This is a genomic window from Lysinibacillus sp. COL-1 (genome assembly GCF_059814265.1).
Genome location: NZ_JCAWSJ010000004.1, coordinates 2442559 through 2458147 on the forward strand (window position 1 = coordinate 2442559; position 15589 = coordinate 2458147).

At 35.1% G+C, this 15589-nt stretch carries 13 protein-coding genes; 4 read left to right on the forward strand and 9 right to left on the reverse strand.

Going from position 1 to position 15589, the window contains the following annotated elements:
* Positions 1–74: 74 nt before the first annotated feature.
* From AC6BKE_RS20530 to AC6BKE_RS20560, 7 genes are all read right to left on the reverse strand, one after another.
* Positions 75–875 (reverse strand): hypothetical protein, encoded by an 801-nt coding sequence (locus tag AC6BKE_RS20530; protein ID WP_036116923.1) that lies wholly within the window; start codon positions 873–875, stop codon positions 75–77.
* A gap of 13 nt (positions 876–888) precedes the next feature.
* Entirely contained in the window at positions 889–1593 is a 705-nt protein-coding gene (locus AC6BKE_RS20535) for a DUF4274 domain-containing protein (protein ID WP_036116926.1), read from the reverse strand.
* A gap of 15 nt (positions 1594–1608) precedes the next feature.
* Complete coding sequence (locus AC6BKE_RS20540; RefSeq protein WP_499857885.1) at positions 1609–3270, reverse strand: DUF6138 family protein; 1662 nt, start codon at positions 3268–3270, stop codon at positions 1609–1611.
* A gap of 68 nt (positions 3271–3338) precedes the next feature.
* Positions 3339–4400 carry a suppressor of fused domain protein gene (locus AC6BKE_RS20545; RefSeq protein ID WP_036116930.1) on the reverse strand — a complete coding sequence of 354 codons (1062 nt, stop codon included), beginning with the start codon at positions 4398–4400 and terminating at the stop codon, positions 3339–3341.
* Positions 4401–4677: 277 nt separating this feature from the next.
* Positions 4678–5226 carry a hypothetical protein gene (locus AC6BKE_RS20550; protein WP_036116978.1) on the reverse strand — a complete coding sequence of 183 codons (549 nt, stop codon included), beginning with the start codon at positions 5224–5226 and terminating at the stop codon, positions 4678–4680.
* Positions 5227–6015: 789 nt separating this feature from the next.
* Entirely contained in the window at positions 6016–6543 is a 528-nt protein-coding gene (locus AC6BKE_RS20555) for a hypothetical protein (RefSeq protein WP_342543931.1), read from the reverse strand.
* Positions 6544–7458: 915 nt separating this feature from the next.
* A complete protein-coding gene (locus tag AC6BKE_RS20560) occupies positions 7459–7644 on the reverse strand; it encodes a hypothetical protein (RefSeq protein WP_051891556.1) in 186 nt (61 codons plus the stop codon).
* Between the two features lie 328 nt (positions 7645–7972).
* Between AC6BKE_RS20560 and AC6BKE_RS20565 the strand changes: the two genes are divergently transcribed.
* Together AC6BKE_RS20565 and AC6BKE_RS20570 are read left to right on the forward strand one after the other, a co-directional pair.
* Positions 7973–8434 carry a MarR family transcriptional regulator gene (locus AC6BKE_RS20565; RefSeq protein WP_340809130.1) on the forward strand — a complete coding sequence of 154 codons (462 nt, stop codon included), beginning with the start codon at positions 7973–7975 and terminating at the stop codon, positions 8432–8434.
* A gap of 21 nt (positions 8435–8455) precedes the next feature.
* A complete protein-coding gene (locus tag AC6BKE_RS20570) occupies positions 8456–9637 on the forward strand; it encodes an MFS transporter (protein ID WP_340809131.1) in 1182 nt (393 codons plus the stop codon).
* A gap of 337 nt (positions 9638–9974) precedes the next feature.
* Here AC6BKE_RS20570 and AC6BKE_RS20575 read toward each other — a convergent pair whose 3' ends face one another.
* Entirely contained in the window at positions 9975–11747 is a 1773-nt protein-coding gene (locus AC6BKE_RS20575) for an oleate hydratase (protein WP_036116942.1), read from the reverse strand.
* A gap of 1138 nt (positions 11748–12885) precedes the next feature.
* Positions 12886–13359, reverse strand: coding sequence for a peptide-methionine (S)-S-oxide reductase (locus AC6BKE_RS20580; RefSeq protein WP_036116946.1), 474 nt, complete (start codon positions 13357–13359; stop codon positions 12886–12888).
* Positions 13360–14119: 760 nt separating this feature from the next.
* Here AC6BKE_RS20580 and AC6BKE_RS20585 point away from each other — a divergent pair.
* Positions 14120–14338 (forward strand): hypothetical protein, encoded by a 219-nt coding sequence (locus AC6BKE_RS20585; protein ID WP_271910102.1) that lies wholly within the window; start codon positions 14120–14122, stop codon positions 14336–14338.
* Positions 14339–15057: 719 nt separating this feature from the next.
* Positions 15058–15534 carry a GNAT family N-acetyltransferase gene (locus AC6BKE_RS20590; protein ID WP_271910103.1) on the forward strand — a complete coding sequence of 159 codons (477 nt, stop codon included), beginning with the start codon at positions 15058–15060 and terminating at the stop codon, positions 15532–15534.
* The last annotated feature ends 55 nt before the right edge of the window (positions 15535–15589 follow it).

The window sequence follows — 15589 nt, forward strand, 5'->3', positions numbered from 1 at the left end:
TCGTTCCATATGGTTGCGCTATCAGGATTGTCTAACAGAATATTGTCTTATGAGTTGGCGTAGCTAGTCCAAATTTACAGATAGGAGCCAAAGTAAAACTGCATCTTATCTTGCGAATAGCCATCTTGTCCTCTCCAGGTAGCCATTGACATAAAATCCGTTCCACGTCCACGCTCCTTGCGATAATCATCCTGTGATACTAGTAAACCAGCATAGCCCCAGATTTCCATCACAGCATCTCGTTCATATTGATTGGACTTAAATACATCCTTCCAGCGCTTCTCAAGCTGTCTAGCTGCATCCGTCTCATTACAGGATTCTATTGCCGCTATCATCTGTTTTACTATCATTATATCTTCCTCACACACCGTAAACGTCTCTTGTTCTTTCACTAAACATTCTAAATCTAGCAAACAATATAAGAGCCAATTGAGACGAACACCTCCCCACTTCATTCGTTCAAAATTAAGCACATTTAAATCTTCATTTACATATTCTTCATTTGACATGATTTTCTGCTCATTACAGTACCCACAGCCACTATAGGATACTAATGTAACAGGTCGCTCATGATACGTGTGGATTAGTAGGTCATGGGTAAGAGCCCAGCTGGATAAGGCACTGCGCAAATATACTTTACGCGTCGATAAGCTATGCAAAAATGCTGTCACCACAAGCTCCTTTGTTACACCTTCTTCATGAAGATGTCGTAACCTCTGTACACATTCATCATGAGTAATGGTTAATCGGTCAAACATCAAGCCCTTACTTTTGGCATACTGAAAATCTTCTTCTGTATAAGTATATCCGCCTGACCGCCATCTACCTGATTGCCAATAGGTTTGCATTAAAATTTTTTTTGCTTTCTGATCCATTGCACATTCCTCACTATCTATCACAGAATTTCAACTTTTCCTGTAGTATTTCTGCCATCTCTTTCCATGGTCGTTTCCAATAGGAGCTCGCTAGTTCTTCTTCTGTTTGTTCTAGCCAATACTCGCCTTCCATCAGTTCAAACATGTCCATCATGGTTATAGGTGCACATACTGGATTGGCTAACGCTGCAAGCATGGGCTCTGGTCCATCATCCCAATTATAGCCATTCACAATGGCATGCAAAATGACAGCTGATGACACCTTACTTATTTCATGGCACATTGTATCAAGGGATTCCTCATATAAAATGGACTCCACTTGCAGCTGTTCTGCTGCCTGCAAGGTCAGTCGAATGGCTCCAGGCGTATCCAGCAATAAATCCGCAATCCCTCTATGGTCTCTTGCTGCATACCAAGCTGTAGCGGTAATCCCCTCAGGCGCCTGTAAATCTACACCCTCAGCAAGTAGTAATGAAAGTACCTCTGCTTGCTTAAATTTTACAGCCTTTTTAAGCGCCGTATCACCTAGCTTATCTCGTACCTCTAAATCAATATTTTGTGCCAATAGCAGCTTGATTGCTTCAAGTGGCATTCGATTTGTTAGGAAAAGCATTAACGGCGTTCTCCCACGTACATCCCGCTCATTGACATCCAGCTTGCTTACCGCCTCTCGCACGCGCTCAATATCCTTAGTTTTACACACCTTCGCCCATTCCATTTAACTGCCCTCCTTTCATAAATCCATCCATTGCAATAATTTCTGCAGCTCATTTTTCATCGGTGCTTCTTCTTGCTTTAGACGTTGTGCGATCTTCTTGGAACTACCAAATATTCGATATAAAATAAATGCACGCTGGTAGTCTTCTTTTTTCTCCAGTTCTTGCACAAGTGCCGTAAGTAAGTCTAACCCCTTGATGTCCATGCCCTTTAATGGCTTAGCCGATTCACTCCCACCTAATAGAATAGCTACGAACACAGGCATCACCTCCACTGCTAGGCCATGTACCTCCTGAAAAGCCTCGGCATAAGCATCCTGCACAGATTGATGCTCTGTATCCACTAGTGCCATGTAATGTTCAACGAGCGGGAAATAAGCCTTACTATAAAGACCTAAACCAAAGACCGCATAGGTGCCAGGCATCGCTGATTTTTCGCTCGGCTCGACATCCTGATACCATGCAAATTCCTCCATAGCAATCTGTGCATAATCCGCTACTAACGGAAAAAGGCTAGGATATTCAAGGCAATTGGCAAAAAACTGATGGAGCTTTGACTTGGCTAACTTTTTAACAGGAAGGTAATTTTTCACTTTGCTCTTGAAGGTTAGCTTATAGCCCTTTGGAAAACCTTCCTGCAACAGTTGAATGATATAATGAAGCGCTTCACGATAAGCCGCTTCCTCTTCAACTATTACTCGTATATCAATTGTTTGTAAAACATCATTTGCTTGCCCTTGGAACATCTCACGCTTCCGCATACTTTCAAAACGACCGCTTCCTTTTTGCAAATAATCAACAGCTTGCTGTGAGCCCAGCTGTTTGGCAAGCTCAAGATACTCTAAACGGGTAGCTGGCTCTTTTTGACCAATTTTCAATGCTACATAAAGAAAGAAATTTAGCCTTTCCTGCTCCAGTTGCTGTACCATATCCTCAGTTTTCAGCACCCACTCTTGGATATAATCCCCTGTTTGTTCAAAATAGTACGGTAAAAATTGTTTCTCTGCCCAGTGCTTAAACGCCATTGTATAATAATAAACCCATTGGTCTAGACGCTCTTTATTGGCACGATGTTTTACTTCTAGTTGACAAATAAGTGGTTCGATTTCACTGGCTGACTGATGAAAAAAATGCGGATTGACTAAATACTGTGCAAAGAAAAATTCATCATGATCACTTGGTCGTATAGGTAGCTCAGCCATTACCTTTGTTTCAATAAATGTGGCCAGCTTCTCTTTCACTAACGCTAGCTTATGATCATGGAGAAGCTTTTTCTGATAGCTAAGCATCGTCCCGTCATGCTCAAATTCAAGGACTACTTGAAAATGGTAATCAAAAAATCGGAAACCATATTGCTCGGATTGAAACAACGTCTCCATTTTTGTACAGAGAGCCGAAAAAAGCTCCTCTATCTGATTTACTTTGGTAAACTCCTGTATGTATGGACCTGCTTCTACCCTATAGGCACTATCACTCCAACTAAATGGCTCATAGACATCAATAAAGATATTGCCATTAGGACTTTTCCCTTTTTTCCAGGCAACTTTTAAATAATGAAAGACACCTGCTTGTAATTTACTTTGTTCTTTTAAGTCCATTATCCGTTTACTTTCTTGTTGATAAACAGCTGTGAGTTGTTCCCACACAGCTGCTAGAAAATGTTCTACACACTGTTGCAATGTCTCACCCTCCCTTTCTACTTTTAGAGAAAAATCTCCCGCTAAAAAGCCTTAGCGAGAGATCAATCTTATCCGATTGTTTTCACAACCGCTCCTTCTTGATTTTTAATATGTGTTTTCAAAATTTGAAAGCTTACACCTGCTAAAGAAGACACAGTGAATTGGCTTTCTTGTGGCACTAGCTTTTGACTTAATTCTTCTACCGCTGCCCTGTTCAATGAAATGGTAATTTCCTGTCCATCCTCACGATAGCCAACTTGGGAATCCGCTTTAAATTGGATTGTTATTTGTTGTCCGACTAAGCTTAGGTTTTTATCTTTTAAAATACGCCCACGTAGTAATTTACTAATGACCTCTGCCTGTTTCGCCCCGAGTTGAATAACATTGGACTGTTTGTTAAACCAACCTTTTTTCCCAATCTCCCAAGCGAGCTGGTCTACAAAAAGAAAACCCGTATTGGAGCCATCTTCCTCCATTCCGTGCTCAACTGCTGCGACAACTTCTTGATTTTGCAGGAGAGAATTACGTGTTAAATCCGTAATATAGCTTGGTATTTGCTCAATACCAGCCTCTAGCACCCCAAGTGTATTCCACGTCTGCATCGCTTCTAGCTCATCCTCTGAAATACCAACCATTTGAATAAACTCCATTTTTCCATTTGGTGTATTTATTTCAGCAAGCTGTGGATCATATGTGAAGGCGAGTGCGGTTAATTGCGTGTCAGCATCAAGACAGATGGGTCCATTTGCATCTAAATAATCCCCTGCTCTAAAAACATTGCCACTATTAAAGACATATCTGCCCATATTTTGCAGTAAATTTAAAGCCCAAGCAGGTGGCTCCTCTTCATTCTCGTTGCGTACTAAGCGAAATGTCAGCTCAAATCCATACCCACTATATTCTTGATTGTCAAATTCTTTTTCATATAATTCCGAGAAACCATATGTAACAAAATGCCAATGCGGAATCGGGGTTTCACTTTTATAGGCACTTATCCCATCTAAAGGATCTTGTCCTCCTAGCGAGTAGGGAATCATGGTTCCGTAATGCATTGGCTCCTGCTCACTATACACCTGTCTTAATGCCTGATCAATCGCATCCCAACCAACTGCTGTTAGTTCTTCACTCATCTATATATCCTCCTTGCTGATGATTCAATCGTTACACATACGTACCTAGTATTTATGATAGCAATTTTATGGTAGTACTTTAACAGGAATAGGACTTATTTTCAGCTTTCCAGCAATTAGGTGTATGGTCATCCTATATGAGGTAAATATTACTAATAAAAAATCAGCAGGCAATCTTCTATTTTACGAAAAAATAAAATGGAAGATTGCCTACCTGATTCAATATATTGATATTAATACGTAATGAAAGGCATTTATAGATTGGAGTATGTCTTCGTTAGCCATACAGCATAACTGGCTCACGAGTAGCTTGTAAATAGTCTGCTAGTTTTCCAGCAAACACTTTTTCTAAATATGGTAATTGTGCTAGGCAATGAGGCGTCATTAATGCTGGATTTTGATAGATTTTTAGACCACCCACTTTTAATAGCGTCGCTACAAATTGGGAACAAAAATAAGCACGCTCACGTCTCACTTCCTTTTGCATCACCACACCAAAAAGACCGATAAAATTATATTTATAGCGATCCCGATTCCAATACATATAGCGCACAATTTTCATCATCTCTAAATATTGATAATGGGATATCCGACAACGATAAATGACACAATCGGCAGACTCAAATAGGCCTCTTTCTGCATCCTCTCGTAAAAAGCCCCCACTTAACGGATTGTTTAATTGCCTTCGACCAAAGCTATACATCTCAGAAAGCCCCTCATCAAAGGCTATGGATGCATGATTCATCTCTTTGCCCGTATACATGCCTATCGCTTTCGATAGTAATGTCCCTGTTTTAGTTAATACTATGTAAATCGTATGTGCCATATCTTCACCTACTCCAATATTCTCTCTCCTACTACCAATACGTTTTAAATCTTCAAATGGTTTCGTGAATTTCCTTTTTTTAATAAGTATACACAACGAATCTTAAATATTTCCTTAGTAGAACCTGAAGTTTTTCTTAAGATTTAGTTTTATGGGGGTGTATTTAGAATTGAATAGGTACGTTGAAATCAAGATTTCTATGATTTTTTTACTACCTTTATTTATATGAATTTAATTGTATTCTTATGTGGGGTATATTTGGAATCTGGAGACTTAATGCGGTTGCGATTTCCTCTAAGTTGAGTTCATCTCCCTTACATAGAATGTTCGTTCGCACATACGATAGAATATGTATTAGCAAGATAAAATTTATGGAATTAATTAAACCAGGTACTCAATTTAACGAGAACCTGGTTTTTTAATATTTTCATATTTAAATTTAAAATACATATGTAGAATAACAGAAATTATTAATCCTGCTCCGCAAACTATGTAATTGAATGTAGATGATAATGAAAAGGTTTTTGAAACTATAAAAAAAACTACAAAATATAGTAATATAAAAATTGAAGCTATTTGCCTACCAGTACTCATAAAAATCACTTCCTAAAATTAATATCGTTCAAATTTCTAAATTAAAATTGAAATTTTTTTTCGTAAAATGACTATTCTTATCTTTTCCATAGTTAATTTTATAGATTTTGTATAAAACGGCTTTTGAATCTATTATTTTATTTTGATGAATCAGTTGAAAGGTCCAGGTACCTTCTAATAAATTAGGCGTAATTTTTAATCCTGCATAATAAATTCGTTCACCATTTTTTTATTCCTCATTAAGCACTCACAGTCCACAAAATGCAATTTTCCTTCTGGGTTAATTATTTGAAAAATAACCGCAGAGTCCTCGGTTATATTTTTTAAGTTTGCCGTATAACAAATTGCTGAATCTAAGGTTGAAAATACTTTTGTTTTATTTATTACTTCAAAAGTGTTATTATTCAAATCTTTTCCTGTACTCGAATTGTTTACAACCACTTTATTTATTGGCTGGGTTAATAAGTCTTCAATATACGAAAAATTCATCTCATCAATAACATGAATACGATAGCAGTTAGGATCACAAACCCAAAATTGATCATTAATAATAAAAGAAAAGTATTCAACCTTACTTAATATTGAATTTTGATATGTAGGAATTAACCAAAGTAGACCATTTTCACTAACTAATTCTATTTTATTTCTACCTATATCCTTATCCAAATAAACTAATAACACAGAATCCAATTTAGTTAGACTATTATAAATGATATTATACATTTTTATCCTCATTAACAATAAAATTATAAAAGTAGAAGCTGGGACAAAAGTGTTTAATCTAACAAAAATACCGAACTATTATTGAAACGCTAATGAAGTGTTTCAATAATAGTTCGGTTTTTCTAATTATCGTGTTAGTTAATTTAGAGATTATTCGGCTTTATGAAGGAATCATTTAGTTATGTCCTATCCTCTACCTCTCTAGAACTATTTAGAACCACGAATTACATCATTATAAATATTATTTACAGATCTAACTCCAAATTCTAAAAGCATACCAGTTCCGCCGCCTTTTCAGGCACCTTTAGCACCTGCTTTTGCAGCATTATTAATAGCTTTACCTGCTTTTGTATTATTTAATGCTTCTCCCATACTTCTACCAGTATTATAAGCATCTGAACGAACTGTTGCCATTTAAAAATCATCCTTTATTTTTAATTTAATACTATTAACTAACTATTTTTTTAAAACAAAATTATCAACAAATATTTATATTAGTAAAACATTACAGAACAGGTACATACTAATATGACATAAATAATTTTTTATCTAGCTATAGCTAAACTTAACTCGAGTAAACATTATCCTATCATTACCAACAACACCATTTCAAGGATGAATTGACGCCAAATTTCTGGCGTTCATAGTCTCATTTTATGGCGTGCATATACATTACACGCCAATTAAAGGAGGTGAAATTGGCGTGAATTGGCGTTTGTTTATTCCTTCATATGACAAAAGAAACAATTTTACTTAACCACAAGTAAACACTTGATTTTTTTACTTTTATAATTCTCATTTTAAAATGATATTTTCACAAAACTGTAATACTTTATTTCAGGATAGCTACTTCGCTGTTTTATAATAATTTTCAACCTTTCAAAGTCACCACCTGCCATAATGCCATTATCGAATTTATCCAACTGCTTCTTTAGTTATTGAATTTGTAAATTTTATAATGTCATCATTCTTTTTAATTAGTTCATTACGGTTACTCATAGTCATAGCATGGCTAATGCTTTGCAAGAAACTATTCCAACGATCTGCACTTAAAATTCGGGGAGCACAGTATTTACCGTTCCAGTTCTGATGCTTTTTCACTCGCTCAATACCCTATTGGAGTACTTAGTGTACAAAAAACTGGACTGGACAACTAGAAAATAATAGCTATTAAAAGTCACTCAGATACAGTGAACCATAAAGTCGAACTATAACTACAATGAATTTCTTCATTTTATTTTAGTTGACTGCACTACATCCAAGTTTCACTAGGCATAGCTACGGTCAAATCGCTAATATCACCCTTATTATTAACTGATTAACTATTAAATCACCTCGTTAAATATACCTGTTGACATAAATAAAAATAAAATATAAAATTTAAATCGTTAACCAGTTAACTAAAATAAAATAAGGCTAGGTGACACAAATGGAGAAAAAAAATGATGTTATAGAAGCTTTGCAACGATTAATTACAGAAAGAGAATCGGCTGACAGAAGAAGAAAAGGAATGAAAGTCAGTCAGGAGGAAGCAATTGTTTCAGATTGGACATTGACACAATTACACATTGTTGCAGCAATTAAAGAGAAAGGAAAGGCGAATAACATCACACTCTCAGAAACTTTAAATGTTTCGAAACCAGCGATTACAAAAGCAGTAAAAAAGCTATTAGAGCATAATATCCTTGAAAAAATGCAGCAAGAAGATAATAAAAAGGAAGTATATTATATGCTAACAAAATCAGGGGAGATGCTTGCGCTTATCCACCATCAATTACATGAGCAGGCAAAAAATCGTTACTTAAGTATCCTTAATGATTTTAACACTTCGGAATTAGAGACAATTATTCGATTTTTAAACGCTATTACCAAAAACATGAAGTCACATTAAAGCTGTAAAAGGAGAATGTATATGTCTCGACTAGCTCAAACGAAAATACTTGCATTGTATTTGTTAAGTATAAGCAGTTTCTTCGCTTCTTTAAATCAAAATATTTATACGCCTGTCATTCCACTCATTCGGGATTCATTTAGCGTATCTATTAATTGGGTGAATTTCACTGTCAGTAGCTTTATTTTTATCATAGCCATGGTTCAAATTTTTTTAGGTGCAGTAATAGATACCCAAAATCAAAAACGGTTGTTGATCTTTAGTTTCTTGTTAATTAGTATCTCAACCATCGTCTGTGCATTTACAACCAACTTTTTAGTATTTATGACCTTTAGGATTGTTCAAGCCATTGGAGCTGGTGTTATTCCCTTGGTTACGATAAATATGATTTCACACTTATTTGATGGCGAAGCAAGGGGAAGCGCAATGGGGACGTATCAAATACTACTTTCCCTGGCCCCAGCAGTTTCTCCAATAGTAGGTGGAATATTAGGCGAATATTATGGCTACCAAGGTATTTTTTTATGTCTATTTCTTATTGCAACCCTATTACTTGTGTTTATTATGCTGGCATTTCCTAACAACGGAAAAAGAAATAACGGTCAAGAAAATGCTAGTAGCTTTATCCAAATCTATCGAGCCATTTTTTTGAATCGTGTCGGTTTAATGACGATGACGGTAAGCTTTTTTGTCTTCTTTATTTACTTTGTCATTCTAGTATTTTTACCGATCTTGCTCCACGATCATTATCATATATCGTTACAAAACATTGGATTATTATACTTACCTTTAACTGTTAGTATGATTTTGGGGAGTGTTATCTTTAAAAAAATACAGAAGAAAGTGACGTTGAAAAAGCTATTTATCACTGTTTTATTTTTCCTCCCGTTGTTAATTATAGCTTTTGGTTTCCTACATACTCAATCAATTATCGTATTAAGTACCCTGTTATTTGTGTATGGCTTAGCAATTGGATTTGCCCCTCCACTATTTTCAACGATTATAAGTAATGAATATAGCGAATATAGAGGAGCTGCCTTAGGACTGTTTAATTTTATTCGCTATTCAGGTATGGCAATCGGTGGTATGTTTTCTGGATTAAGTCTTGTTCTGCCAAGTACCCTCCTCTTTGTTTTTTTGGGTGTTTTATTTTTTCTTATTTCGCTATTCCAGTATTCTAGTTTAAAGCATTGTACTATGTAATAAATATGGTTGCTAGTAGGTTGAGCTATCTTCAAAAATTGGCCGCTTCCCCCATAATTATTATGGTATAATAAACCAATAAGGAGGTTTTTATACAATTATGGAATTATTACTCGGCATTATCCCTGTTTTTCTGCTATTATTTTTTTATCTTGTCCCAGTTGTTTTCATTGTTTGGTTCTTACTTAAATTTATTAACTTACAAAAGGAACAAACTGAAATATTAAGAAATATTTCCGATAAGCTAAATAATTAAAAAAATAATAGACAAAGTCCGAATTTCGACTTTGTCTATTATTTTTTTGTGCTGATTCAAATTGTTAGGATGAGCTATTTTTTATATCAATTTACTTTCTTTTAGTAAATCATAAATGATTGTATCCTTTGTTTTATGAATACCTAATTTACCGATTTGTTTTAAGATAAATGGCGCATCTATATCTGTCAATTTTTTACCATCTAGTAAGCGAGCCGTTGACGCTAATAACGTACGAATATCAAAGGCAGAAGCAAATACTTCAGGAACCCCTCGGTCAATTGCTAATAATTGATAAACCGCCTCCATTGCTGTTCTTACTGAATATTCTGTTGTGAATACGGTATCTCTTTCAGTTTCACTAAAATTCCCTATAAAGGCTAGGTTTACAGATCCTTTTGGGACAACTAACGGACGATCGCCTATTGCTCTCGGCATAAAGTAAGATGTGATATATGGCATATAGCATGGGATTGTCTGACAAGAATTTTGCGCTAAATCTGGAATATCCTCAACAGGTACACCCATATGGTACAACCACTCTTGTGCTATCTCACTGCCACTACATTCCGTAATACTTTTTTTAATAAAATCCCCTGGTTTATTAGATAGTAAACCATAAATCCAAACAACTAATTGATCTTTTGGTTGATTTTTAAAATGAGGTTGTCGATTCAATGTATAGCTTAGCATCCAATTCGAATCTTTTGCTGTTACAATACCACCCGTAACGACCTTCCCCGCATATGGATCTCTTTTACTAATCTTTTCAATATAAGGTGCTACTCGATCATCTAATGTAGTGAGTGTTGCTGAAACAAACCAACTTTCTTTCGGCAAATTATCACAGAATTTTTCTGGTCTTCCAAACGCAGCATCTTGGGCAGCGATGTTTTTCCAAAGAGACCAGCTTCCTCCTAAGTCAGTTGTTTCAGGGGCTGGTGTGTTATTGTCTCCATACGTTGTACTTTCCGTAATACTACCATTTGTCACAAAAACCAATTCATTTTCGGTTAGCTCTATATTTTTTTTCTCACCATTTTGCTTTAACACTAATGTATGAGCTACCTTTTTATCTCCAACATTGTCAATTAGAACATTTTCGACAACCGTATTATATTGGAAATCAACATTATGTTTTTCTAAATAGTTGATCATCGGAAGTACTAGGGATTCATACTGGTTATACTTTGTAAATTTCAGTGCAGATAAATCTGGTAATCCACCAATATGATGGATAAAGCGCATAATGTAACGACGCATTTCCATAGCAGAATGCCATTTTTCAAAGGCAAACATCGTGGACCAATACAGCCAAAAATTCGATTCAAAAAATTCATCAGAGAAAACATCTGTAATTTTTTTATCCTCTAGCTTCTCTTCAGGCGTAAAGAATAATTTAATCATTTCTTCAGACGATTGATCGGATAATGTGAACTTTCCGTCATCCTCTAATCTTTGTCCTCGATTCTCCATTAATCTACATTTTGAATAATTAGGATCTTCTTTATTTAACCAATAAAATTCATCTAAAACCGAAGCATTTTCTATTTCTAATGATGGAATGGAACGGAATAAATCCCATAAGCATTCAAAGTGATCTTCCATTTCTCGACCACCACGAATAATAAACCCTCTTGTCGGATTTAAAATTCCGTCAAGACTACCGCCTGAAATATCTAACTCTTCAAGAATATGAATATTCTCACCTTTCATTTGGCCATCACGAATTAAAAAACATGCGGCTGAAAGTGAGGCAAGCCCCGAACCAATCAGATAGGCTGATTTTTCATCGACACCCTCGGGTTTTTTCGGACGTGCGAAAGCTTCATAATTACCATTACTGTAATACATAATATCGCCTCCATAATTATTATTCCAATATAGAATAACACTCATTGGCACCTAAATGGGAAAAAGAAAGATAAATTAACAAAAAATTCAAATTCGATAGCATGTCTCCTAAATGGATGCTCGTATCATTTGACATCACATCTTCTTGTATTTTTATAAATCATTTCAAAAAACCCTTTTTTAAAAAGGAATTATACAGTATCTACAAATTACATAGCTCCATCTCGATAAAGCATTTATACACTGTTCCATGCTCATTCATTATGCTATACCAGTGGGATAATTATACAATTTCCCGGTTGTTAAATTTGCATAATTATTATATTAAAAAATCTTTTTATAACTAAAAACACCTATTCACTGATCATTCTTTTTTCGAATCTCTCATTATCTCGTTTAAAATGACCTGTAATAGCTAATAATAATGGGACTTCTTTGATTTTAGCCTGCTACTTTCACTGACGCTACAATTTACATACATTACAAATAGAGGTGTTTAAATTGACTACATTCGGAAAATCTATATATATCACATTCATTATCGTTGTATTTTTATTATCAACAGGATGGGATTATTTTAAAAATGGGCATTGGGCGTTGCTTGAAAATCTTTTCTATTCGTTATGGGTGGCAAGCTTCTTATTCCTGACATCATTTATACTTAGAAATAAAAAAAATGACACAAAAAACCAAAGCTGATGGCGTTATTTAATAGGTTACCCATTAAAAATCACTCATGATATTGGCATGAGTGATTTTTTGATAAATCTATCTAGATGGATAACTCCAAGAAGCACATTGAATAAATGATAAATCTTGAAAACGTTTTTCTAAATTTGTTTGGAGGACGATGTTCAAAAACAAGTGTATATTGTTAATATCCAAATTAAGTACTTCTAATCTGCCCCTTTAGCACAGGAAGCGAGTGTACTAAATTGAACAATTGCTACCCGTTAGTTTAAGCAAATTTTATATTTCTCTTGAAAGAATTTTCCACCAAAGCATAAAGTATGCCTGCAATACCAAAAATAATAATAGAACTAATCATGCTAAAATTATATTCTTTTATAAAACGGGCATATAACGTGCACTATTAGTTTAAAAGAAAAAAAGAGCTGCCGATGCAACTCAATGTTCTTCAATACTTATACTTATTTAATATTTCTTTTGGAATATGACAATAATCATTTGGACATCTAGCTAACCTATCTTGATGTTCTTCTGCACTTCTTACATAGTTTGTAAGAGGTAATACTTCAACAACTATAAGATCGTAATCATTTCTCTCATCAAGAAACGCCTTCGCCTCTTGTAAGTGTTCAGGCTTTTCACTATATACTCCCGTTCTGTATTTCTCGCCAATATCCTGTCCTTGTTGATTCAAACTGTATGGATCAATGATTTCAAAAAAATATCCCATTAATTCCCTGATTGTGACAATGGTCGGATCAAATTCCGTTTTTACACATTCGGCGTACCCATCATAATCGCCCTCCAGTGTATGACCTGTGCCATTAGCTCTTCCTGCTTCTGTAAACGTAACTCCAGGTAAAGTTTTTATAAAAGCTTGTACTCCCCATAAACATCCACCTGCAAAATATACTATCTCCATACTGACTCTCCTTTTTATTTAAAAAAATTCATTTCAAGTAATATAGGAAGAACAAATGTAATTACTAAGTCTATTACACATTAAAATAATGACAAATTTTATTATGTCACATTATGGTCCGATTGTTGAACACAAGTCAAGCAACGCTCTTTAACTAACTGCGTCGTTAGTAAAAAAGCGTCTCTGTGTATGGTGGGAGATTATTAGACCAGCTATGGTAGGAGGCTGGTCGCGATTAACCTTTTTTACTTACAGTAATCATCAAAAGACATCATTACTTTAAAGAAAATTTTTCGTTTTTTCTAATTTACACACAGTGGTAATGTTTATAACCGTTTACACATACATTAATGGCGGGATAGCACCTTTAACATCGCCCCCAAGATGTTTTTGTACAATGCTATCCCTTTTGTATGCAATAAAGAATAGATCAACATATCACTACATTCTTCAGTAACATGGTTGCATTCATATTGTCTTAAATAGCCTTCTTCTTATAAAGTTGAATTTTATCAGTAACTTCCTTGCTGCTTTGTTTTCTTCTGTGAATAGTTTTTATCTTTACTTAAAAGAACCCCCTCTTGCTTTTTTATGTAAATCAATATTCCCACTGAAAATCAGAAACCCAATTATAACTCCTATTCCTTTAGGATAATGGCAATTTAACAAATAACAGAGGCTACGATTTAATGAAAGTCACTTTATAGGCAAGAACCTCTAGCCACCACCTTCATATATTATAATGAAAGGAGTGGCTATTGTGCCTTGGCAACATAAAATTGCTTACTTAATCGGTCAGCCTGTCGGTGTTTCTTTGACAAATGGTCAAGGTACTTCAGGTGTCCTCTGTGGTGTTTCAGATGGGAAACTACTTGTCCTTGAATATTTGTATCAAAGTCAATTCGCCTTAAAGCAATATGATTTTCATGTGATTCAAGATGTCAACGGCTTTCCCCCTTGTCAGCAGCCGTTATACTAAAAAACATCCGTCTAGGATGTTTTTTAGCTTCTATTCCTTTATAGAAGGCTAAGGAAACAACTCCCGCAGCCTTCTCTTAGGTTTTTCTAGCTTTTTTATATGGACTTATAATTAAAAGCTAGTGTCTGAGATAGATAACTATCTTCAACAACTAGCTCAGGCATACTAATAGTAATGTAAAGTTCTTTCAACTTTACGTTATACTCCTTTATGGTACTTGAGGTCACTTTCGTCCAAGTGACCTCCTTTTACACCTACCCTTTTGTTTGTTTCATCCTTTTACCCTATCAAACGGAATCATTGGCACATCGATACGACAAATTCGTTTTTGTAGGAAGGAGGGAAACAATGGGAATTAATTTAAACTTTTGGTCATTTATTTTTTCTTTAGGTTGTACCCTACTATTTTTTCTATCAGGCACATTGAAAAACTTTTTTGACACCTACCTTCATGTTCATCCATTGACATTGACACTACTTTTGTCCATTGTCTGTTTCTATCTTAGCCTTATGGGCATGAAAGATGTAAGAAATTTAACGACCTTGCTTCGGGGAATATTGACAATGGTTATCACACTTATTTTGATTATTAGTATTTCTTTCATTTTATTTTTCGGTCACTTATTAAGTTAAAAAGTCCCAACTTGCGTTATTTTTATACAAGCCTCCTTGACGAACATTTGTTCTATAGTTAGAATAATAAAAAAGGAGGCTTTTTTATGCAAACAACAACGAGCATTGAATTAGTACATTTCTCTGAAGACTATGTGGAGCAATTAAACAGCTTTGAACTACCTGAAGAACAACACCAGTTTACAGCCCTTCCAAAAGAAATTACGATTGAAAAGGTTGGACAATATCCTATTGTCATTTTAAGTAATCATGTGCCAGTTGGTTTTTTTGTTCTTCATGCAACGGATAGAGTAAAAGAATATTCCAGTAATCCCCAAGCAATGTTACTAACCGCTTTGTCTATCGATTATCAACAGCAAGGTAAAGGTTATGCTAAAAAGGCCATGTTTGCACTAGCTGATTTTGTCAAACAGGAATTTAAAGAATGTAACGAAGTGGTGTTAGTTGTCAATCATAAAAACACGGCTGCCCAGCATCTATATGCCAAAGTTGGCTTTGTGGACCACGGAGAAAGAAGAATAGGCCCTATTGGTGAGCAAATCGTTATGAACTTGCCGCTTTGAAGTAAATGTCACTCATTTGCATTGTTCAAATGAGTGACGTTGCTATTTTTATGGT